Origin of the sequence: Streptomyces sp. NBC_01304 (genome assembly GCF_035975855.1) — a bacterium.
Classification (GTDB): Bacteria; Actinomycetota; Actinomycetes; order Streptomycetales; family Streptomycetaceae; genus Streptomyces.
In genome coordinates, this window is sequence record NZ_CP109055.1 from 7926855 (window position 1) to 7947928 (window position 21074).

A 21074-nucleotide genomic window follows, 5' to 3' on the forward strand; every position below is an offset into this window, starting at 1 on the left:
CTTCGATAGGGGGGCCGGGCCAGATGTTCGCTGCGTCACACGTCAAGAACGGGAGGGGTGGCCCGAAGGGCCTTCGATTGAGGGCGGTGGCGGGAGACGGGCGGGCGTTGCTTCACGCACAGTAATCCACGCTTTGGGCGACTCGGAAGTAACCGCAGGTCCGGCAGGATCTGGCCGCGATCTACCCACTTTGCGCAGGGCGTCCTAGGGTGATCGCCATGCGGGTTCATGTGGTCAGCGACGTGCACGGCAATACGGAGGGTCTCGCCCGGGCGGGCGAGGGCGCCGACGCGCTGATCTGCCTCGGTGACCTGGTGCTCTTCCTCGACTACGCGGACCACTCGCGCGGCATCTTCCCGGACCTGTTCGGGACGGAGAACGCCTCGAAGATCGTCGAGCTGCGCACCGCACGCCGCTACGAGGAGGCGCGGACCTTCGGCGCCTCGCTCTGGGCCGGTGTCGGCATGGACCGGGGCGCCGCGATCGAGAAGGCCGTGCGCAAGCAATACGCCGAGCTGTTCGCCGCCTTCCCGACACCGACGTACGCCACCTACGGCAATGTCGACATCCCGGCCCTGTGGGCGGAGTACGCGGGAGAGGGCACCACCGTCCTGGACGGCGAGCGCGCCGAGATCGGCGGCCTCGTCTTCGGCTTCGTCGGTGGCGGGCTCAAGTCGCCCATGAATACGCCGTATGAAATCTCGGACGAGGAGTACGCCGCCAAGATCGAGGCCATCGGCGAGGTCGACGTGCTCTGCTCGCACATCCCGCCGGAGGTCCCGGAGCTGGTCTACGACACGGTCGCGCGCCGCTTCGAGCGCGGCAGCCGCGCGCTCCTGGAGGCGATACGCCGCACCCGGCCGCGTTACTCGCTCTTCGGCCATGTCCACCAGCCGCTGGCGGCCCGCATGCGCATCGGCGCCACGGAATGCGTGAATGTCGGGCACTTCGCCGGTACGTCCAGGCCTTGGGCCCTGGAGTGGTAGCGACCTGACGCGCGGTAGCCTTCCAGCGGCGGTCCTACGCCACAGTCACCCCCCGACCGGTCTGTACTGGAGGAGCCACGGCGATGGCGGAACACACCAGCTCGAGCATCACGATCGAGGCGGCGCCGGCCGATGTCATGGGGGTGATCGCCGACTTCGCCCGCTACCCGGACTGGACCGGCGAGGTGAAGGAGGCCGAGGTCCTGGCCACCGACTCCCAGGGCCGCGCCGAGCAGGTCAGGCTCGTCATGGACGCGGGCGCGATCAAGGACGACCAGACCCTCGGGTACACCTGGACCGGCGACAACGAGGTCAGCTGGACCCTGGTCAAGTCCCAGATGCTGCGCGCCCTCGACGGCTCGTACCTGCTCGCGCCCAAGGGCGGCGGCACCGAGGTCACGTACCGCCTGACCGTCGACGTCAAGATCCCGATGCTCGGCATGATCAAGCGCAAGGCCGAGAAGGTCATCATCGACCGCGCCCTGGCCGGCCTGAAGAAGCGCGTCGAGTCCGGCCCGAAGGACTCCGCGGCCGGGCCCGAGAAGACCCTCTAGGCGCAGACCCTTCATGCGTACGCTCCTCGTCACCGGGCCGGGCGGCTCCGGCCGCACCACCGTGGCCGCCGCCACCGCCCTCGCCGCGGTCCGCGCCGGGCGCAGCACGCTGCTGCTCTCCGCGGACCCGGCCCTGGACGCCGTCCTCGGCGCGGTCCCGGCCGGGCTCACCGTCCGTCGGGTCGACCCGGCGGCGCACTTCCGGGACGAGCTGCTCGCCCTGCAGGAACGTGCCTCCACCGCCCTCGACCTGTTCGGCGCCCAGCGCCTGGACGGCGAGGAGCTCACCGAACTGCCCGGCGCCGAACAACTGGCCCTCCTCAAGGCACTGCGGGACACGGCCGGCCACGACCTCGTGGTCGTCGACCTCCCGCCCGCCCCACAGGCCCTGGCCCTCCTCGCCCTCCCCGAGCAACTGCGCCGCTACGTCCGCCGCCTGCTCCCGCCCGAGCGCCAGGCCGCCCGTGCGCTGCGCCCGATGCTGGCCCAGCTCGCCGGGGTCCCGATGCCCGCGCAGTGGCTGTACGAGAGTGCCGTGCACTGGGACGAGCACCTGGCCGCCGTCCAGGCCGTGATCGAGGCCGACAGCACCGTCGTACGCCTGGTCGCCGAGCCGGGACCGGCGGGCGCCGACGCCGTCCGCAGCGCCGTCACCGGCCTTGCCCTGCAGGGCCTCCGCCTGGAGTCCCTGACCGCGAACCGGGTGCTGCCGGGCGACTCGGCCGACCCCTGGCTCACCACGCTCGCCGCCCAGCAGGGCAAGGCCCTGGGGGAGTGGGCCGCGGCGGGTACGTACGACATCCACGAGGTCCGGCACCTCGGGCGCGACCCGCGCGGTGCGGACGATCTGGCGGAGCTCGCGGTCGCCGAACCGGGCGCCGGGCGGGCCGTGCGGTGGCCCGTCGAGGACCGCCTCGCCGAGGACGGCGTGCTGGTCTGGCACATTCCGCTGCCGGGGGCCGTACGCGAAGAGCTGGACCTGATCCGGCGGGACGACGAACTGGTCGTCGCGGCGGGCAAGTTCAGGCGCATCGTGCCGCTGCCCTCGGCGCTGCGGCGCTGCACGGTGGCGGGGGCGGGGCTGAAGGAGGGCGAGCTGCGCGTCAGGTTCGCGCCGGATCCCGGGCTGTGGCCGAAGTCCGTGTGACGGGCGGGGCCGAATCCAACCCGTGCGGCGTTTGAGGTCTGGGGGCCAGAGGGCCAGGGGGACCGGGGCTGCGCCCCATGACCTCGCGGTCGGTCGAGCCGCATGCCGACGCGAGCCCACACAGTGAATCCCGTACCGCCGTTCGGGTACCGTCGTAGGTACACCTACACACCGCGCCAGCACTCCGCAGGAGCCCCCATGAGCGACACCGAGCGCCCCGAGCGCCCCGAGCCCGAGGCCCCCAAGGCCACGGACTCCGACGCCTGGGAGAAAGCCTGCGCCGAGGACCTCGCCGCGGAGCAGGCCCGCCGCCGGGCCGAGTACGGCACGCCGCCCGGCAGCGCCGCCGAGGAACTGCGCAAACTGATGGACGCCGTCGCCGACAAGCTGTCCGGGCTGAACACGCCGCTCGCGGGCATGGCCGCCCAGGGCGCCGTCAACCAGCTGATCAACCAGGCGAAGTCCGCCGTCGAGCCGGTCATCCAGCGCAACCCCGAGGTCTTCGACCACCTCGCCAACGCCGGCTCCGAACTGCTCGCCGCCTACCGCTCGGTGGTCCAGGGCCACGAGCAGCGCTGGACGAACGGCGAGCAGAAGCCGAAGGACGACAAGGGCGAAGGCCCCGGCAGCGGCGAGCACATCGACCTGGACTGACGCCCCCCTCGGTTAGGCTGGGCGGCAGCGGGGCTCGACCGAAACTGAGGGACACATGGGACTCACCATCGGCGTCGACATCGGCGGCACCAAGATTGCGGCCGGCGTGGTCGACGAGGAAGGCGCCATCCTCTCCACCCACAAGGTGCCGACCCCCCACACGCCCGATGGCATCGTCGATGCCATCGCGACGGCCGTCGATGGCGCCCGGGTGGGACACGAGATCGTCGGCGTGGGCATCGGAGCGGCCGGTTACGTCAACCGCCAGCGCTCCAAGGTCTACTTCGCGCCGAACATCGACTGGCGGCAGGAGCCGCTGAAGGAAAAGGTCGAAAAGCGCGTGGGCCTGCCGGTCGTCGTCGAGAACGACGCGAACGCGGCCGCCTGGGGCGAGTACAGGTTCGGCGCCGGCAAGGGCCATCGCAACGTCATCTGCATCACGCTCGGCACCGGCCTCGGCGGCGGCATCATCATCGGGAACAAGCTGCGCCGCGGACACTTCGGCGTGGCCGCCGAGTTCGGGCACATCCGGATGGTCCCGGACGGCCTGCTGTGCGGCTGCGGCAGCCAGGGCTGCTGGGAGCAGTACGCCTCCGGCTCCGCCCTCGTGCGCTACGCCAAGCAGCGCGCCAACGCGACGCCGGAGAACGCCGAGATCCTGCTCGGCTACGGCGACGGCACCCCGGACGGCATCGAGGGCAAGCACATCTCGATGGCCGCCCGCCAGGGCGACCCGGTCGCCGTGGACTCCTACCGCGAGCTGGCCCGTTGGGCCGGTGCCGGCCTCGCCGACCTGGCCTCGCTCTTCGACCCGTCGGCGTTCATCGTCGGCGGCGGCCTCTCGGACGAGGGCGAGCTGGTCCTCGACCCCATCCGCAAGTCGTACAAGCGCTGGCTGGTGGGCGGGAACTGGCGCCCGGTGGCCGATGTGATCGCCGCCCAGCTGGGAAACAAGGCGGGGCTGGTCGGAGCGGCCGACCTGGCGCGCCAGCCCGACCCGCCGATGTAGCACTTCCGTACGTCGCGCATCGCGCCCGCCGCGCCCCCTCGGGGGACGGCGGGCGCTGCCGTATCTTGATCGTCATGGCGATGGACACGCTTCCCAACTCCCGCACGGAGCCGGACGGTTCGGCCGTGATCCGGGTCCTCAGCTACAACATCCGCTCCATGCGCGACGACACCGACGCGCTGGCCCGCGTGATCACCGCGTGCGCCCCCGACCTGGTGCTCATCCAGGAGGCACCGCGCTTCTTCCGCTGGCGCAAGAAGCTGGCGAGGCTGGCCGCCGCCTCGGATCTGGTGATCCTGTCGGGCGGCGGGACCGCTTCGGGGCCCGCGCTGCTCTGCTCGCTGCGGGCCACCGTCGAGCGTACGGAGGACGTCCTGCTGCCGCTGACCCCCGGCCTTCACCGGCGGGGCTTCGCGACCGCGGTGGTGCGCTTCGGCGGGGCCCGGCTCGGCGTCCTCAGCTGCCACTTGAGCCTGCAGGCGGCCGAGCGGTACGAGCAGGGCGGGATGCTCCTTGACCGGCTCGCGGGAATGGGCGTGGAGCACGCGGTCGGCGGCGGCGACCTGAACGACAACCCGGGCGGGCGGACCTTCCGGCTGCTCGCGAAGAACCTCCAGGACTGCTGGGCGGCCAAGCCGTGGGGCGGCGAGTACACCTCGGTGCCCGAGAACCCCTACCAGCGCATCGACGCTCTGTTCGCGACCTCCGGGATCGAAGTCCTGGGCTGCGGCGTCCCGATGAACCATCCCGGCGTGGTGGACGCGGACCTGAGGGCGGCCACGGATCACCTTCCGCTCCTTGCCGCCCTCAGGGTGCCTGCCGCCGGCTGAGCCTGCCGCCCGGCCGAGCTTGCCGCTAGCCGGCGAGCAGCTCCGTGATGCGGGCCGCGGAGGTGCCGATGCCGACGGGTCCGCCGAGCCGCCAAGGAGAGCCGCCGGTGCCGCCCTTGAGGTCCTCCTCGCGGTACCGGCGGACCTTGCGGTGCCAGTTGAGGATGCCGGTCATCCAGTCCTGGAGCTCCTCGACATAGCCGTCGAGGACCTTCCGGGTCGGGCCGTCGAGCGCGAAGTCCTCGTACAGCTGCGGCAGTTCGTGCTTGACGACGTGCTGGAACTCGCGCAGCCGGGAGTTCATCAGGTCGTCCACGATCGCCACGCCGGTCGGGTAGTCGACGTCGAAGAAGTTCTGCACGACGAGGACGGCGTTGTGCACCTCGCCCTCGTACTCGATCTCCTTCTGGTACGAGAAGAGGTCGTTCAGGAGGCAGGCGTAGTCGACCGCCGAGTTCTCCAGCGAACGGATGGGCCCGCTCCGGTAGATCTCCTCCGGCACCTGGTCGCCGTTGCGGATCCGGCACAGCCGCATCGTCATGTCCGCGCCGAAGGTGAAGCGGCGCATCTCGATGTAGTCCACCGGGTCGGGGACGCGGTGCTGCGCCTGGTTGGCCAGCTCCCACAGCCAGCTCGCCGTCATGTCCTCGACCGACTTGCGGAAGACGGCCCGGTCGCGCTCGGTCATCGGCCCTGCGGTGCGCTTCCAGAGATCGTCGAGGCCGCGCTCCAAGGCATCGGCGGGCTCGGGCGGCTCCGCGCCGTCGAGCGGCATGAAGAGCGAGAGCCGTTCGTTGGCGGCGCGGGCACCGGCCAGGTCGCGGGTGCGGCCGTAGAGCACCGGCCAGAGATCGTCGCCGTACGTCCCCCAGGTCAGCCAGTGCGAGGAGAGGTCCAGCTCCTCCGGCGTGGCGTCCGGGTCGAGTCCCGCCGAGCAGAGCGGCAGGTCGTAGCCGATGAGGCGCTGCTCGTCCCAGACGTCGGAGTGCGGCTTCCCGGGCTGCGGCTGCAGGATGCCCATCCGGTGCCCCCACTCCACACAGCGGCGCCGGGCGCCCTCCAGGTGCGGGCTCAGCTTCAGCGCGTACGGCAGCTTGAACTCGGGGAGCAGGGACGGCCCGACGTGCCGGTACGGCTCATGGGTGTGGCTGCGCACCCGGGCCTGCTCGGCGCGGCGGGTGAAGCGCAGGCCGAGCTGCGGGACGGAGAAGCCGCCCGCCTCCTGGCCGGCCGCGCGCTTGTTCATGTAGCGGCTGGAGCGCATGTGCCACTCGTGACCGCCGGACTGCCAGTCCTGAAGTCCCTTGGCGTACGCGGCCACCGCGGCGGTTCCCGCCGGATCGAGGCCCTTCTCCACGCACAGGGACGGGACTTCGGTGAGGGCGGTGTTGTCGAACTGGTGCAGTCGCGAGGTCAGCAGGTCGTTGACGGCGTCCGCGGCTTCCTGGGTGGTGCAGTTCAGGAAGCGCTCCATGACCAGGACGCCGTTGCTGTTCTCGCCCTCGTCCTCGACCTCGCGCTGATACGAGAACAGGTCGTTGCGCAGATGCACGGCGTCCGAGAAGGCGTCGCGCAGGACGCGCAGCGGCCTGGAGTGGGCGACGGCGTCCGGGACTTCGGCGTTCGCCGCGTACTCGACGAGACCCGCGGACCAGGGGGCGCCGCCGACCTTGCGGCGCATCTCGATGTACTCGACGGGGTTGGCGATGCGGCCCTCGTTGATGTTCGAGAGCTCCCACATCGACTCGTTGAGGAGGTGCTCGGTGTTCTCCCTGAAGCGGGCCCGCCAGCCCTCCGTCATGCTCGGGACCGTGCGCGCCCACAGGTCTGCGAGGCCCGCCTCGACGGGGTTGGTGGGCTCGGGGAAACCGTCCGCCAGGTCCATCGGCATGAAGGCGGGCAGCCGGTCGAGGTAGGCCTTGGCGCCCTGGCGGTCCTGGGTGCGCTTGAACAGTTCCAGGAAGTGGTCGTCGAAGAAGAAGACCCACACGTACCAGTCGGTGACCAGCGAAAGGGCCTCGCTGCCGCAGTCGGGGTGGGTGTACGCGCACAGCAGCGCGTAGTCATGGGATTCGAGGTCGCGCTCGTCCCAGACCCCGGATCCCTCGAGCATCCCCATGGTGCGCGCCCACTGTGTGGTGTGCGTTCTCGCATCGTCGACATGAGGGTTGAGGCGTGCCGGGTAGGGCACGTAGAAGTCCGGGAGTTCGAAGGGCTGCGCCATGCGCACCAGGCCTTTCAGGGGTGGTCGATCGCGCGCAGGCGATCATGTACGGGCGAGCACTACCCGTCGCCCGTACGGCCCACCCCACCCGGCCCTGGGTCGAAGCAACTCGGTCAACTCCGATCAAGAGCGGCCGGTTCGCGGTCGGTCAGACCACCGCGCCGCGCCCCGGGTCGTCGTCGTCCTCGTCGTCTCCCTGCATCCGCATGACCAGCGTCGCGAAGCCGCCGACGAAGCCGCCGATGCCGAGCGTGGTCAGCCACCAGGTCATCTCCCAGCCGAGCAGCACGGCCAGCAGGAGCAGCAGCGGGCCGCCGATGACCGCGAGCCAGGCGAACCTGGCCGTGGCGTCGGTGGGCGGCAGCGGGGGCGGCTCCGGCGGTACGAAGTGCCCCTCGTCGTCCGAGCCGAGGTCGTCGTCGGAGGCCTCGGGCGCCTCGTAGTCGCGCGGGCCGACGCCCGGCGCGAAGGTGATCGAGCCGGCCACCGGCTTGGAGGCGTCGTCGTCGGGGGCGGGCTCCGGCTCCGGGGCGTCGTTGACCGCTTCCTTCACGCCGTTGGCCTCGGCGACGAGTCCCGCCAGGTCCTCCACCGACTTGAAGGGCTTGGCGCCCGGCGGGTCCACGGGCTGCTCGCCGTACCCGGCGACGATCGCGGCCCAGGCCGCGTCCTCGTCGAGGGGCTTGCCGGGGCCCGGCTCGCCGGCGCGGCCCGTGTCGGCGCCCGCCGCGTCCGCCTCCGCGTCCCGGCTCTTGTCGCGGTCGGGCTCCTGCTCGGGCTCCTGCTGATCCTGCTGCCCCTGCTCAGTCACCGCTGGACGTCCCCTCTTTGCCGGTGCTTTCACCGATGCCTTCGCCGACCTTGGCGAGCCGCCCGACGAAGGCGTGGCTCTCCTCGAAGATGCGGTCCGCGTCGTGGTCCAACGTCGCGACGTGGTAGCTCTGTTCCAGCAGGAGCTCGGTGACGTCCGTGGACGACACCCGGCTGAGGACACGGGCCGAGTCGGCGGGCGGCACCACATGGTCCTGGGGGCTGTGCAGGAGCAGCAACGGCTGGGTCACCTGCGGCAGTTCGGAGTCGACCAGCTGGAAGAACTTCCGCAGCGAGTGCGCGGCGTGCAGCGGCACCCGGTCGTAGCCGATCTCGTCACTGCCCTCCTTGGCGATGTCGCTCGCGATGCCGCCGGTGGTGCGGACGAAGTGACGTGCGACCGGCAGGGCGTGCGCGGCGAGGCCGTGCACCTTGTTCCCCGGGTTCACAAGGACGAGGCCCTTTACGGCGTCCCCGTGCTTGGCGGCGAGCCGCAGGGCGAGCGCCCCGCCCATGGAGAGGCCGAAGACGAAGACCTGGGAGCAGCTGTCCAGGAGGGCGCGCAGCTCCCGGTCCACCTCCGCGTACCAGTCCTGCCAGGTCGTGACCTGCAGGTCCTGCCAGCGGGTGCCGTGCCCCGGCAGGAGCGGCAGGGAGACGGTGAGACCGCGGTCGGCCAGAAACTCCGCCCAGGGGCGCAGCGACTGCGGGGATCCGGTGAAGCCATGGCAGAGGAGGACGCCGACCTCGCCGCCCTCGTGGCGGTACGGCTCGGCTCCGGGGAGTACCGGCACCTTCGGTCTCCTTCAAGGGGCTGGGACACGGGGCTCGGACAGGGCTCGGGGCTCGGCCGAACGGGATGCGTTCACCGTACGCGACCGGACTGACACCGACCAGGGTCGTATGCCGCCGGTGCAGGGCGCCCGGAGAGAGCGCGCGCCCGGCACGGGTTAAGGTCTGTTCGACTGAAGAGAAAGGCACCGCGTTGATCTACGGCGTCATGAAGCTCACCGTCGGCGGGAGCCTGAAGACAGTCTTCCGGCCCTGGGTCGAGGGGCTGGAGAACATTCCCGCCGAGGGACCGGCGATCCTCGCGAGCAATCACCTTTCGTTCTCGGACTCCTTCTTCCTGCCGGCCGTCCTCGACCGCAAGGTCACCTTTATCGCCAAGGCCGAGTACTTCACCTCGCCGGGCGTGAAGGGCAAGCTGACGGCCGCGTTCTTCAAGGGCGTCGGCCAGCTCCCCGTGGACCGCTCGGGCGCGCGCGGCGCGGGTGAGGCGGCCATCAAGAGCGGCATCGACGTCATCGAGCGCGGCGAGCTCTTCGGCATCTACCCGGAGGGCACCCGCTCCCCGGACGGCCGCCTGTACCGCGGCAAGCCCGGCGGCCTCGCGCGCGTGGCGCTCGCCACCGGCGCCCCGGTCATCCCCGTCGCGATGATCAACACGGAGAAGATCCAGCCCCCCGGCAAGGTCCTCCCCAAGCTGATGCGCCCCGGGATCCGGATCGGCAAGCCGCTCGACTTCAGCCGCTATCAGGGCATGGAGGGCGACCGCTTCATCCTGCGCTCGGTGACCGACGAGGTCATGTACGAAATCATGAAGCTTTCGGGCCAGGAGTACGTCGACATCTACGCGACCGCCGCGAAGCGGCAGATCGCGGATGCGGAGAAGAAGGCGGCCGAGGGGAAGAAGAAGGCCGCGTAATCTTCAGCCCGTGCCGGGGATCAATCAGCCCGTCCGGCGTTTGAGGACAGAGGCCGAAGGCCGATCCGGGGTCCGGGGCGGAGCCCCGAAGCTGTCTGCAAGACTTTCGGGAAGGGGCGGGGTGGGGGAGAAGCAATGCCCAAACGCGAACGTGTGATGCGCATGTCCGTCGAACAGCCCCTCTGGCGCGCTCTGACGGGGTACCGCGTACTGACCCTCCTCTACGCCATAGGCCTCTTCGTGAAGGCCAGGGACGAATACCTGCGCCCCTGGGTGGCGATCGCCTACTTCGCGGTCCTGGCCATATGGACCCTGGCCACGCTCCCTCGGGTCGCCGGCGCAGCCACCTGCACCAAGCGCTTCCTCACCGTCGACCTCGCGGTGGCCCTCACCGGCATCCTGCTCACCCCGGTCGCCGACCCGGGCCACGGCGACGGCCCGACCCTGCCGTCCATCTGGACCGCCGGCGCCGTCCTCGCCTACGCGCTCAAGGGCGGCTGGCGCTGGGCCGCGGTCGCGTCCGCGCTCGTCGGCGTCGCCAACATCGTCCAGCGCGGCGCGCCCAGCCAGGACACGCTGCACAACGTGCTGCTCGTATGGGTCGCGTCGATAGCGATCGGGTACGTCGTCGAAGTGGCCCGCGCCTCGGAGGCGACCCTCGCCCGGGCCCTCGAGATCGAGGCGGCGACCCGCGAGCGCGAACGCCTGGCCCGCGACATCCACGACTCCGTCCTGCAGGTCCTCGCCATGGTCCAGCGGCGCGGCACCGCGATCGGCGGCGAGGCGGCCGAGCTCGGCCGGATGGCGGGCGAGCAGGAGGTCGCGCTGCGCACCCTGGTGGCCGGAGGCCTGGTGCCCGCGTCCCGCGCCTCGGAGGACGCCTCGCTCGGCGCCCTGGTCCGCGAGGTCGACGAGCCCGACTCGGACCCCGACGACCGGGGCCCGCGCGACCTGCGCACGCTCCTGTCGCCGCATGCCGGGTCCAAGGTGACGCTCTCCGAGCCGGGCGCCCCGGTGCTGCTCCTGCCGGCCGCCGCACGCGAGCTGGCCGCCGCTGTCAGTGCCGCCCTGGACAATGTCCGCAGACACGCGGGAGAAGACGCCCAGGCCTGGATCCTGATCGAGGACTGGCCGGACGAAGTGATCGTGACGGTGCGGGACGACGGCCCCGGCATCCCCGAGGGCCGGCTCGCCCAGGCCGAGGGGGAGGGGCGGCTCGGGGTCGCCCTGTCGATCCGCGGCCGGCTGCGGGACATCGGGGGCACGGCCGAGCTGATCTCGGTGCCGGGCCAGGGCACGGAAGTAGAACTGAAAGTCCCACGGGGGAAGGCGGAGAAGAAGTGACCGAAGAAGCAACCGGACAGCAGCCGGCCGAGCAGCAGTCCATCAAGGTGATGGTCGTCGACGACCACCCCATGTGGCGCGACGCCGTGGCCCGCGACCTCGCCGAGGCCGGCGGCCTGGACGTGATCGCCACCGCGGGCGACGGCGAGCAGGCGGTCCGCCGCGCCAAGGCCGCGGCCCCGGACGTCCTGGTGCTCGACCTCAACCTGCCGCTCAAGCCCGGCGTCCAGGTCTGCAAGGAGCTCGTCGGCGCCAACCCCAAGCTGCGCGTCCTCGTCCTCTCGGCGAGCGGCGAGCACGCCGACGTACTGGAGGCGGTGAAGTCCGGCGCGACCGGCTATCTGCTGAAGTCGGCCTCCACGGAGGAGCTGATCGACGCGGTCCGTCGTACGGCCGTGGGCGACCCCGTCTTCACGCCGGGCCTCGCCGGCCTGGTCCTCGGCGAGTACCGCCGTCTGGCCTCCGAGCCGGCGCCCAGTACGCCGGACGAGCCGAGCGCGCCGCAGCTCACCGACCGCGAGACCGAGGTCCTGCGGCTCGTCGCCAAGGGCCTGAGCTACAAGCAGATCGCCGAGCGCCTGGTCATCTCGCACCGCACCGTGCAGAACCACGTGCAGAACACCCTCGGCAAGCTCCAGCTGCACAACCGCGTGGAGCTCGTGCGGTACGCGATAGAGCGCGGCCTCGACGACGCCTAGGGCTCGGCTTCGACGACGCCCAGGCTCGGCCTCGACGACGTCCAGGCCGGCGCCCGGGGCCGCCCGACTCCCGTAATAACTGCCTCAATAACCCCCTTAAGAGTGAACGGACTTGATCAACTCCCCTGTAATTCACCGGAATTGACGCTTCACCCATCCCTGAGTGACCTGGATCACCATTAGCGTGGCGGTCACAAGGACCATGTGGTGAAGGGAAGATTCCATGCGGGTCGGAGTACTGACCGGAGGCGGCGACTGCCCCGGACTCAATGCCGTCATCCGGGGCGTCGTCCGCAAGGGCGTGCAGGAGTACGGGTACGACTTCGTCGGCTTCCGGGACGGCTGGCGCGGGCCGCTCGAGGGCGACACCGTCGAGCTGGGGATTCCGCAGGTGCGGGGGATCCTGCCGCGCGGCGGCACCATCCTCGGCTCCTCGCGCACCAATCCGTTCAAGGAGGAGCACGGCGTCCGCCGGATCAAGGAGAACCTCGCCAAGTACGAGGTCGAGGCCCTGATCGCGATCGGCGGCGAGGACACCCTCGGCGTCGCGGCCAAGCTCTCCGACGAGTACGGCGTGCCCTGCGTCGGCGTACCGAAGACCATCGACAACGACCTGTCGGCCACCGACTACACCTTCGGCTTCGACACCGCGGTCGGCATCGCCACCGAGGCGATCGACCGCCTGCACACCACCGCCGAGTCGCACATGCGCGTCCTCGTCGTGGAGGTCATGGGCCGGCACGCGGGCTGGATCGCCCTGCACTCCGGGCTCGCGGGCGGTGCCAACGTCATCCTCATCCCCGAGCAGCGCTTCGACGTCGACCAGGTCTGCGGCTGGATCACCTCCCGCTTCAAGGCCTCGTACGCGCCGATCGTGGTCGTCGCCGAGGGCGCCATGCCCAAGGACGGCCAGATGGTCCTGAAGGACGGCACCCAGGACTCCTTCGGGCACGTCCGGCTCTCCGGCGTCGGCGAGTGGCTGGCCAAGGAGATCGAGTCCCGCACCGGCAAGGAGGCCCGCACCACCGTGCTCGGCCACATCCAGCGCGGCGGCACCCCGAGCGCCTTCGACCGCTGGCTGGCCACCCGCTTCGGACTGCACGCCATCGACGCGGTGCGGGACCGCGACTTCGGCAAGATGGTCGCCCTGCACGGCACGGACATCGTGCGCGTCCCGATCGGCGAGGCCACCGCGAAGCTGAAGACGGTCGACCCGGAGCTGTACAAGGAGGTCGGGGTCTTCTTCGGCTGAGCCCCCGGGTCTCCTGCCGGGCAGTCGTGAGCTGTGGGCCGTATATTCGCGATATCCGGCCCATAGCTCTTTTCTGTTCTTTAGGGGAAAGTCGTGGAAATCCTGGCATTCGGCGTGCAGGCCGACGAGAAGCCGTTGATCGAGAAGGCCTTCGAGGGACACCACGACGTCCGCTGCCTCGACGTCTTCCTGACGGAGGACACGGCCCCCATCGCGGCCGGCTACGAGATCATCTCCACCAGCGTCAACGCCAACCTGAACAACCGGGTCCTGCAGACCCTGGCGGCGGGCGGCACGCAGATGATCGCCCAGCGCTCCACCGGCTTCAACAACATCGATCTGCAGGTCGCCGAGCGCCTCGGTTTCACCGTCGCCCGCGTCTCGTACTACTCGCCGTACTCGGTGGCCGAATTCGCCTGGACCCTGCTGATGGCCGCGAACCGCCGCATCGTCCGCGCCTCCAACCGCACCCGCGACTTCGACTTCCGCCTGGACGGCCTGATGGGCCGCGACATGCACGGCCGCACCGTCGGCGTGCTCGGCACCGGCAAGATCGGCGAGGCGTTCACCCGGATCGCCCATGGCTTCGGCATGAATCTGCTCGGCTGGGACCCCTACCCGAACCCGGCCTGCGTCGAGCTCGGCATGAAGTACGTGGAGAAGGACCAGCTCTTCGCCGAGTCCGACGTGATCAGCCTGCATGTGCCGCTGTTCGAGGAGACGAAGCACATCGTCAACGCGGCGGCGCTGAAGATGATGAAGGACGACGCGATCCTGGTGAACTCCAGCCGCGGCGCCCTCGTCGACGCGGAGGCCCTGGTCGCCGAGCTGCGCCTGGGCCGGTTCGCCGGCGTCGGCCTCGATGTGTACGAGGCCGAAGCCGGGCTCTTCTTCCTCGACAAGTCGATCCAGGGCGTCGAGGACGACACCCTGGCCCGGCTCATGACCTTCCCGAACGTCCTTGTCACGTCCCACCAGGCGTACTACACGGTGGACGCGGTCGGCACGATCATCGATACGACCCTCAAGAACGTCATCGACTACACCGAGGGCCGCCGCAGCGAGAACGTGCTGGTCCCGGCGGAGCCCAAGGCCAGCTGAGCCAGGAGCTCCCCGACGATCGCGGTGCCGCGCAGGGTGAGCACCGACTCCGGGTGGAACTGCACGCCCGCGAAGCCAGGACCACGCAGGGCGTGCACCTCGCCGGTCGCCGCATCGCGGCTGATCTCCACGTCGTGCGCGGCCAGTTCGACGGCCGCGTCGTCGTCGCAGACCGCGGTGAAGCTGTTGTAGAACCCGACGGTCTCCGCGCGCCCGAAGAGCTCGATCGCCGTCTGGGCTCCCTGGTACGGGACCTGCTTGCGCACGATGTCCAACCCGAGCTCCGCCGCGAGGAGTTCGTGGCCCAGGCACACTCCGAGCAGACCGCCCCGGTGGCCGCGTACCAGCTCGGCGGCGAGGGAGCGCAGGAACCGCATCTTCGGGTCCTCGGCGTCGGACGGATCGCCGGGACCGGGGCCGAGCACGATCGGCCCGTCATGCCCGAGCGCCGCCTCCCGCAGCCCCGCCTCGTCATAGCGCCGCACCGTCACCTCAAGCCCCGACGAGCGCAGCAGATGCGCCAGCATCGCCGTGAAGGTGTCCTCGCCGTCGATCACCAGGGCATGCCCCTCGACCACGGCGTGCTGCTCCTGCATCCGCAGCCAGAACGGCGCGAGGTCCGCCCGCCGGGCATCCAGCGCCGCCCGCACGCGCGGATCGTCCGCGAGGCGGGGCCGCGCCTCCTCGCGCCGCGGACGTCCGGGACGTACGCCCAGAGCCGCCAGCACCCCCGCCGCCTTCGCATGCGTCTCGGCGACCTCGCTCGCCGGCGTCGAGTCACGCACCAGCGTCGCCCCGACCGGCACCTTCAGCCGCCCGTGCGCGTCGATGTCCGCGGTCCGGATCAGGATGGGGGAGTCCAGCGTCTGCGCGCCGCCCGCGTCCCGGCCGATCAGCGCGAGGGCCCCCGCGTAATAGCCGCGCCCCTCGGGCTCGTACCGCTCGATGACCCGGCAGGCGTTCTGCACCGGCGACCCGGTGACGGTCGCCGCGAACATGGTCTCGCGCAGCACCTCGCGCACGTCGAGGGTCGACTTCCCCCTCAACTCGTACTCGGTGTGCGCGAGATGGGCCATCTCCTTGAGCCGCGGCCCGACCACCACACCGCCCATGTCGCCGACGGTGCACATCATCTTGAGCTCCTCGTCGACGACCATCGAGAGCTCCGCGATCTCCTTCCCGTCGCCGAGGAAGTCGAGCAGACTCTCGGGGGTCGGGCCCTCGGCCGGGTAGCGGTACGTCCCGCTGATCGGGTTCATGACGACGGTCCCGCCGGACATCCGCACATGCACCTCGGGGCTCGCCCCGACCAGCGTCCGGTCCCCGGTGTGCACGACATACGTCCAGTACGCCCCGCGCTCACCGTCGAGCAGCCGCCGGAACAGGGCCAGCGCGTCCGCCTTGTCGAAGCCGGGGATCTCACCCGTGTACGTCCTGCGGATCACGAAGTTGGCACCCTCGCCGCGCCCGATCTCGTCCCGGATCACGCGCTCGACGATGCCCTCGTACGCCTCTTCGTCGACGTCGAAGCCCCCGCCCTCGACCCGTACGTCATGGGAAGGAAGCTCCGACAGGGCTTGTTGGAGCGGTAGTTGATACGTCTCCTCGGCGGCCAGGACCGTCAGGGGAGTGCCGTCGTCGCGTACGTCGAAACCGCGCTCCCTGATCTGCCGGAAGGGCACCAGGGCCAGCACCGGAAGCTCCCGGTCCGGGATGTCGGCGAGCCGCTCCGCCTCGTGCACCTCGCCGATCAGGACCTCGACCGTGTCGCCCTCTTCGGCGGAACGGCCGGGCGTGCGGCGGCGGAGCAGGGCGAAGGGCGGGCAGTCGGCTTCGAGGAGTCGCTGGACGAGCGTCGAGTGGTTCATCGGGTTCATCGGGTGGTTCCTTCCCGTGGAGTCGTACGAGTACGAGAGGGAGGAACGGCCCGGTCCGGAACCTGGTCCGGAAAACACTGAAGGCCGCCCCTCGGGCGGCCTTCGCGAGTTCTTCAGTGAGTACGCGCAGTCAGTGGGCCGCCGGATGAGCGGGCCACCACCAGTTCTGGATCTGGGTCGTCTGCGTGAACATGCCGTCGACCCTAGCGCATCATCAGCACGTCAAGGGCTTCGTCGAGATACGCGCCGAACTCGCCCTCGGCGGGCAGGACCGACGGCACCGCGTGCGCCAGTTGGGCATGCCCGAGGTAGACGGTGTAGGCGAGCAGTCCGCGCCGGTGGGCCTCCGGTGCGGGGAAGCCGAGGTCGGCGAAGAGCTTCGCGACGTACTCCACCCGGCGTTCGGTGACCCGGCGCATGGCCGAGGCCACCTGGGGGTGGGCGGCGGTGGCGAGGAGGGTGACCTCCAGGGGGTCGGACGCGGCGGATCTGATGGCGTCCGCGAAGAGCCGCCGGACGCGTTGCCCGGGGTCGGGCTCGGCCTCGACGCCGGTGATCATCTCCTCGGTGTTGGTCTCCGCCCAGCGCTCCAGGGCCGCCTCGATCAGCGCGTCCCGATTGCTGAAGTGCCAGTAGAAGCTGCCCTTCGTGGTGCCAAGCCGCTTGGCCAGGGGCTCCACCGCGACGGCCGCGAGGCCGCCCTCGGCGATCGCGGCGAGCGCCGCGTCGGCCCAGTCCTGGGCGGTCAGTCGGGGCTTGCCCGAGGGGCTCTTCTGCTGCCGTTGCGCCATGACCGTACGGTACCGTACGGTTGACAATACGCCAGCGTATGGAGGTGCGTCATGAGTGCGATACGGGACGTTCACGAGCGGATCGTCGAGGCTCCGGCCGACGTCGTGGGGGCCTTGCTCGACCGCATCGCGGGCGCCGACGACCCGCTGTTTCCGACGCCGGCCTGGGGGCCGATGCGGCTCGACCGGCCGCTCGGCGTGGGCGCCGGTGGCGGGCACGGGTCCGTGCGGTACGCGGTCACGGAGTACGAGCCCGGCCGCCGCGTCCGCTTCGGCGGGACGCCGCCGCTCGTCGGGTTCCACCAGCTGACGGTCGAGCCGCGCGGGGAGGCGTGCCTGGTGCGGCACGAACTCGCAGTGGAAGTGGGCGGGTGGGAGCGCCTGTTGTGGGCCGTCGCCGTGATGCCCGTGCACCGGACGATGGTCGAGGAGATCTTCGACAACGCCGAGCGGGCCGCCACCGGCAGCTGCGCGCGGCCCGTCCGGTGGTCACGCTGGGTGCGGCTGCTCAACAGGCTGACCTGGGACCGTACGGAAACGGTCGAGACCCCGTCCAGTGCCCGGCTGATCGCGGCCGCGATCGAGAGCCCCGGCTACGCGGACGCGTACCGCATGGAGCTGCGACCGGGAATGCCCCGCGAGCCGGCCGCCTGGACCGGGATCCTGCGCGATGCCTTCCCCGTGCTCGCCGAGGAGGACGGCGAACTGCTGCTCGCCGTGGACACGGCGGGGCTCACGGCACGGGCATCGATCCTGGTGGATGAGCGATACGTCACGCTCAGCACGGTCGTCCGGGCGGACAGCCTGCGCGGACGGCTCTACTGGGGGGTGGTCCGGCGGGGTCACCCCGTCATGGCCAAGGCCATGCTGCGGCGCACCCATCGCCGCCTCGCGCTGGCCGTCGCGAGCGCGGGAGAGCGGGCCGGATCGGTGGCGGGGAGGGCCGTCTCAGCAAATGGGCCGCGTAATGGACCGGGGCAATGACCCCGTAATGTTGACGACGTGACCGTCAACGCTAAGACCACCGATCACGGTGGCAACACCTGGCGAGACCTTCCCGCGGCGCAGCAGCCCCAGTACCCCGATGCCGAGGCCCTGCGCGATGTCGTGGCAGAGCTCGCGTCCTATCCGCCTCTCGTGTTTGCCGGCGAGTGCGACCAGCTGCGTAACCGACTGGGAGCCGTCGCCAGGGGCGAGGCGTTCCTGCTCCAGGGCGGCGACTGCGCCGAAGCCTTCGACGCCGTCTCGGCCGACCACATCCGGAACAAGCTGAAGACGCTGCTCCAGATGGGTGCCGTACTCACGTACGCCGCGTCCGTGCCCGTCGTGAAGGTGGGCCGCATCGCGGGGCAGTACTCCAAGCCGCGCTCCAAGGACACCGAGACCCGCGACGGCGTGACCCTGCCGACGTACCGCGGCGACTCCGTCAACGGCTTCGACTTCAACGAGAAGGCCCGCATCCCGGACCCCGAGCGCCTGAAGCGGATGTACCACGCCTCCGCCTCGACGCTGAACCTGGTGCGCGCCTTCACCACCGGCGGCTACGCCGACCTGCACCAGGTGCACGCCTGGAACCAGGACTTCGTGAAGTCGTCCCCGTCCGGCCAGCGCTACGAGCAGCTCGCCCGCGAGATCGACAACGCGCTGAAGTTCATGCGCGCCTGTGGCACCGACCCTGCCGAGTTCCGGACGGTCGAGTTCTACGCCTCCCACGAGGCGCTGCTGCTCGACTACGAGTCGGCGCTCACCCGGGTCGACTCCCGCAGCGGCGAGCTCTACGACGTCTCCGGGCACATGGTCTGGATCGGCGAGCGCACCCGTCAACTGGACGGCGCGCACATCGAGTTCGCCTCGAAGATCCGCAACCCGATCGGCATCAAGCTCGGCCCGACCACCACCCCGGAGGAGGCGCTCACCTACATCGAGCGCCTCGACCCGGACCGGGAGCCCGGCCGTCTCACCTTCATCGTGCGGATGGGCGCGGACAAGGTCCGCGACAAGCTGCCGACGCTGGTCGAGAAGGTCACCGCCTCCGGCGCCCAGGTCGCCTGGATCACCGACCCGATGCACGGAAACACCTACGAGGCGGCCTCGGGCCACAAAACCCGCCGCTTCGACGACGTGCTCGACGAGGTCAAGGGCTTCTTCGAGGTCCACAAGGGCCTCGGCACCCACCCGGGCGGCATCCACGTCGAGCTCACCGGTGACGATGTCACCGAGTGCGTGGGCGGCGGCGACGAGATCTTCGTCGACGACCTGCACCAGCGCTACGAGACGGCCTGCGACCCGCGCCTGAACCGCAGCCAGTCGCTCGACCTGGCGTTCCTGGTGGCGGAGATGTACCGGGACCAGTAGGTCCGCATGACTTCTTGATGAGTTCGTACGCAGCTGTGGGGCGCGGATCGATGTGATCCGCGCCCCACACTGCTTTTGTACTCCGGCTGCGCCGGGTAAGGTTAGGTTAGCCTCACCGAAACATCGGGGACGGCGTTCCTGATCTGCCCTGATCTGCCTTGCCGGGAGGTGAACCGCGTGTACGTCTGCTCTTGCTTCGGGGTCACCGACCAGCAGATCAAGCAGCACGCGGCTGACGGAGCCTGCACTCCGCGGCAGATAGCGTCCGCCTCCAAGGCCGGCACCGACTGCGGCTCTTGCGTACGCAGCATCCAGGCCCTGCTCGGCAGGGGCACGTGCCCGCGCCGTGAGCTCCTTGACCAGGGCAAGCCCGCGCTGGCCGCGGCCGTGGAGCTCGAAGAACTCGAAGAACTCGAAGCGCTGGAAGGCGCGGCCTAGCTCTCCGGCTGCTCGATCAGCTGGGCGATGTACAGCGGCTCACCGAGCTTCTCGATCAGCTCCAGCTGGGTGTCGAGATAGTCGATGTGGTGCTCTTCGTCTTCCAGGATGTCCTCGAAGATCCGGGCCGACGTCACGTCGCCCTTGCCGCGCATCACATCGATGCCGCGCTTCAGCCGGTCGATGGCCTCGACCTCGACCTGTCGGTCCGCCTGGAACATCTCGGTGACCGTCTGCCCGACGCGCACGTGGAACAGCCGCTGAACGTTCGGCAGGCCGTCGAGGAACAGGATGCGTTCCATGAGGCGGTCCGCGTGCTTCATCTCATCGATGGACTCGGCCTTGGTGTACTTCGCCAGCTTGGTCCAGCCGTTGTTGTCCTGGATCCGGTAATGCAGCCAGTACTGATTGATGGCTGTGAGCTCGCCCGTGAGCTGCTCGTTGAGGAATTCGATGATCTCGGGGTCGCCCTGCATCGCAGAGGCTCCTTCCAAGTACGTAACGGGGGCAGGTGCGCCGAATCTTTGCACCGGCCCCAAGAGGCGTCCAGTAAGTGCACGCTTAGTAGGAGTTGCCCGAATCGGTGCAGACCTGGTCACGTCCACCCTCCGGGGGCTGTCATCATGGAGACATGGGTCAGCCGGAAAGCCGCGAATCGGAGCAGTCGGAGCTTCCTCCGGGACAGCGGATCCAGCGGGGCTGGCCGGTCACCCACTACGGCCCGGTGCCCAAGTTCCGCCCGGAGCGCTGGGAGTTCAGGGTTTTCGGCGCGACCGCCGACGGGGACAAGCGCTGCTGGACGCACGAGGAGTTCTCGACCCTGCCGTACGCCACGGTTCTAGCCGATCTCCACTGCGTCACCAAGTTCTCCATGCTTGGCGCCGAATGGGGCGGCGTACCGGCCGCCGCACTGCTCGACCTGGCGCCGCCCGCTCCCGATGTCACCCATGTGATGGTCTGGGCCGAGTACGGCTTCAGCTCCAACCTGCGCCTCGCCGACTTCGCGGCCGAGCACACGATCTTCGCCACCCATCGGGACGGTGAGCTGCTCACCGCGGAGCACGGCTTTCCGCTGCGGCTCGTGGTGCCGCACCTGTACGCCTGGAAGGGCCCCAAGTGGGTGCGCGGCATCGAGTACATGACCGCCGACCGCCGGGGCTTCTGGGAGGAGCGCGGCTATCACAACATCGGCGACCCCTGGCGTGAGCAGCGGTACTCCTATCAGGAGGAGCCGGGCGACGGCCCCGAGCTGTAGGCATGGCGAAGGCCCGGAGCCGTAGTGGCCCCGGGCCTTGG

General features: G+C 70.2%; 22 protein-coding genes. 15 read left to right on the forward strand and 7 right to left on the reverse strand.

All coding sequences use genetic code 11. The features are described from left to right. Positions 1-218: 218 nt before the first annotated feature. The 6 genes from OG430_RS35205 to OG430_RS35230 all read left to right on the forward strand — a co-directional run bounded on the left by OG430_RS35205 (position 219) and on the right by OG430_RS35230 (position 5180). Positions 219-986 (forward strand): metallophosphoesterase family protein, encoded by a 768-nt coding sequence (locus tag OG430_RS35205; protein WP_327356692.1) that lies wholly within the window; start codon positions 219-221, stop codon positions 984-986. A gap of 83 nt (positions 987-1069) precedes the next feature. After that, positions 1070-1540, forward strand: coding sequence for an SRPBCC family protein (locus OG430_RS35210; RefSeq protein WP_327356693.1), 471 nt, complete (start codon positions 1070-1072; stop codon positions 1538-1540). Between the two features lie 13 nt (positions 1541-1553). Then, entirely contained in the window at positions 1554-2687 is a 1134-nt protein-coding gene (locus tag OG430_RS35215) for an ArsA family ATPase (protein ID WP_327356694.1), read from the forward strand. Between the two features lie 198 nt (positions 2688-2885). Next, a complete protein-coding gene (locus tag OG430_RS35220) occupies positions 2886-3341 on the forward strand; it encodes a DUF5304 domain-containing protein (RefSeq protein WP_327356695.1) in 456 nt (151 codons plus the stop codon). 55 nt (positions 3342-3396) lie between these two features. Further along, positions 3397-4350 carry an ROK family glucokinase gene (locus tag OG430_RS35225; protein ID WP_327356696.1) on the forward strand — a complete coding sequence of 318 codons (954 nt, stop codon included), beginning with the start codon at positions 3397-3399 and terminating at the stop codon, positions 4348-4350. An 80-nt stretch (positions 4351-4430) separates the two neighbouring features. Next, on the forward strand, positions 4431-5180 hold the full coding sequence (locus tag OG430_RS35230; RefSeq protein WP_327359362.1) for an endonuclease/exonuclease/phosphatase family protein: 750 nt from the start codon (positions 4431-4433) through the stop codon (positions 5178-5180). 25 nt (positions 5181-5205) lie between these two features. Here the strand turns inward: OG430_RS35230 and OG430_RS35235 are convergent, their stop codons facing one another. The 3 genes from OG430_RS35235 to OG430_RS35245 all read right to left on the reverse strand — a co-directional run bounded on the left by OG430_RS35235 (position 5206) and on the right by OG430_RS35245 (position 9008). Further along, entirely contained in the window at positions 5206-7404 is a 2199-nt protein-coding gene (locus OG430_RS35235; protein WP_327356697.1) for a terpene synthase family protein, read from the reverse strand. A gap of 148 nt (positions 7405-7552) precedes the next feature. Next, positions 7553-8215: a hypothetical protein gene (locus tag OG430_RS35240; protein WP_327356698.1), complete on the reverse strand. Its 663-nt coding sequence runs from the start codon at positions 8213-8215 to the stop codon at positions 7553-7555. After that, positions 8208-9008 (reverse strand): alpha/beta hydrolase, encoded by an 801-nt coding sequence (locus tag OG430_RS35245; protein ID WP_327356699.1) that lies wholly within the window; start codon positions 9006-9008, stop codon positions 8208-8210. Before OG430_RS35245 ends, OG430_RS35240 begins: the two co-directional genes overlap by 8 nt. A 206-nt stretch (positions 9009-9214) precedes the next feature. Here OG430_RS35245 and OG430_RS35250 point away from each other — a divergent pair, with 206 nt between their 5' ends. From OG430_RS35250 to OG430_RS35270, 5 genes are all read left to right on the forward strand, one after another. Further along, entirely contained in the window at positions 9215-9922 is a 708-nt protein-coding gene (locus OG430_RS35250; RefSeq protein WP_327356700.1) for a lysophospholipid acyltransferase family protein, read from the forward strand. 135 nt (positions 9923-10057) lie between these two features. Further along, on the forward strand, positions 10058-11266 hold the full coding sequence (gene macS / locus OG430_RS35255) for a MacS family sensor histidine kinase (RefSeq protein WP_327356701.1): 1209 nt from the start codon (positions 10058-10060) through the stop codon (positions 11264-11266). A gap of 50 nt (positions 11267-11316) precedes the next feature. After that, positions 11317-11964 carry a response regulator transcription factor gene (locus OG430_RS35260; RefSeq protein ID WP_327359363.1) on the forward strand — a complete coding sequence of 216 codons (648 nt, stop codon included), beginning with the start codon at positions 11317-11319 and terminating at the stop codon, positions 11962-11964. A gap of 223 nt (positions 11965-12187) precedes the next feature. Next, a complete protein-coding gene (locus OG430_RS35265; protein ID WP_327356702.1) occupies positions 12188-13216 on the forward strand; it encodes a 6-phosphofructokinase in 1029 nt (342 codons plus the stop codon). A gap of 93 nt (positions 13217-13309) precedes the next feature. After that, complete coding sequence (locus OG430_RS35270) at positions 13310-14317, forward strand: 2-hydroxyacid dehydrogenase (RefSeq protein ID WP_327356703.1); 1008 nt, start codon at positions 13310-13312, stop codon at positions 14315-14317. Here OG430_RS35270 and OG430_RS35275 read toward each other — a convergent pair. The 3 genes from OG430_RS35275 to OG430_RS35280 form a co-directional block, all read right to left on the reverse strand. Further along, positions 14257-16194, reverse strand: coding sequence for an anthranilate synthase family protein (locus tag OG430_RS35275; protein WP_327356704.1), 1938 nt, complete (start codon positions 16192-16194; stop codon positions 14257-14259). The genes OG430_RS35270 and OG430_RS35275 overlap by 61 nt on opposite strands. A 130-nt stretch (positions 16195-16324) precedes the next feature. Next, a complete protein-coding gene (locus OG430_RS49545) occupies positions 16325-16387 on the reverse strand; it encodes a trp operon leader peptide (protein ID WP_442816753.1) in 63 nt (20 codons plus the stop codon). Positions 16388-16397: 10 nt separating this feature from the next. After that, positions 16398-16985, reverse strand: a complete 588-nt coding sequence (locus OG430_RS35280) for a TetR/AcrR family transcriptional regulator (protein ID WP_327356705.1) — start codon at positions 16983-16985, stop codon at positions 16398-16400. A gap of 51 nt (positions 16986-17036) precedes the next feature. Between OG430_RS35280 and OG430_RS35285 the strand changes: the two genes are divergently transcribed. The 3 genes from OG430_RS35285 to OG430_RS35295 all read left to right on the forward strand — a co-directional run bounded on the left by OG430_RS35285 (position 17037) and on the right by OG430_RS35295 (position 19778). Next, positions 17037-17969 (forward strand): DUF2867 domain-containing protein, encoded by a 933-nt coding sequence (locus OG430_RS35285; protein ID WP_327356706.1) that lies wholly within the window; start codon positions 17037-17039, stop codon positions 17967-17969. Between the two features lie 18 nt (positions 17970-17987). Next, complete coding sequence (locus OG430_RS35290) at positions 17988-19340, forward strand: class II 3-deoxy-7-phosphoheptulonate synthase (protein ID WP_327356707.1); 1353 nt, start codon at positions 17988-17990, stop codon at positions 19338-19340. Positions 19341-19508: 168 nt separating this feature from the next. Continuing rightward, entirely contained in the window at positions 19509-19778 is a 270-nt protein-coding gene (locus tag OG430_RS35295) for a (2Fe-2S)-binding protein (RefSeq protein ID WP_327356708.1), read from the forward strand. On the opposite strand, the gene bfr is transcribed toward OG430_RS35295, so the two are convergent. Continuing rightward, positions 19775-20254 carry a bacterioferritin gene (gene bfr / locus OG430_RS35300; RefSeq protein WP_327356709.1) on the reverse strand — a complete coding sequence of 160 codons (480 nt, stop codon included), beginning with the start codon at positions 20252-20254 and terminating at the stop codon, positions 19775-19777. The two genes, OG430_RS35295 and bfr, sit on opposite strands and share 4 nt — an antisense overlap. A gap of 155 nt (positions 20255-20409) precedes the next feature. On the opposite strand from bfr, the gene OG430_RS35305 reads away from it, so the two are divergent. Then, positions 20410-21033 (forward strand): sulfite oxidase-like oxidoreductase, encoded by a 624-nt coding sequence (locus tag OG430_RS35305; RefSeq protein ID WP_327356710.1) that lies wholly within the window; start codon positions 20410-20412, stop codon positions 21031-21033. The last annotated feature ends 41 nt before the right edge of the window (positions 21034-21074 follow it).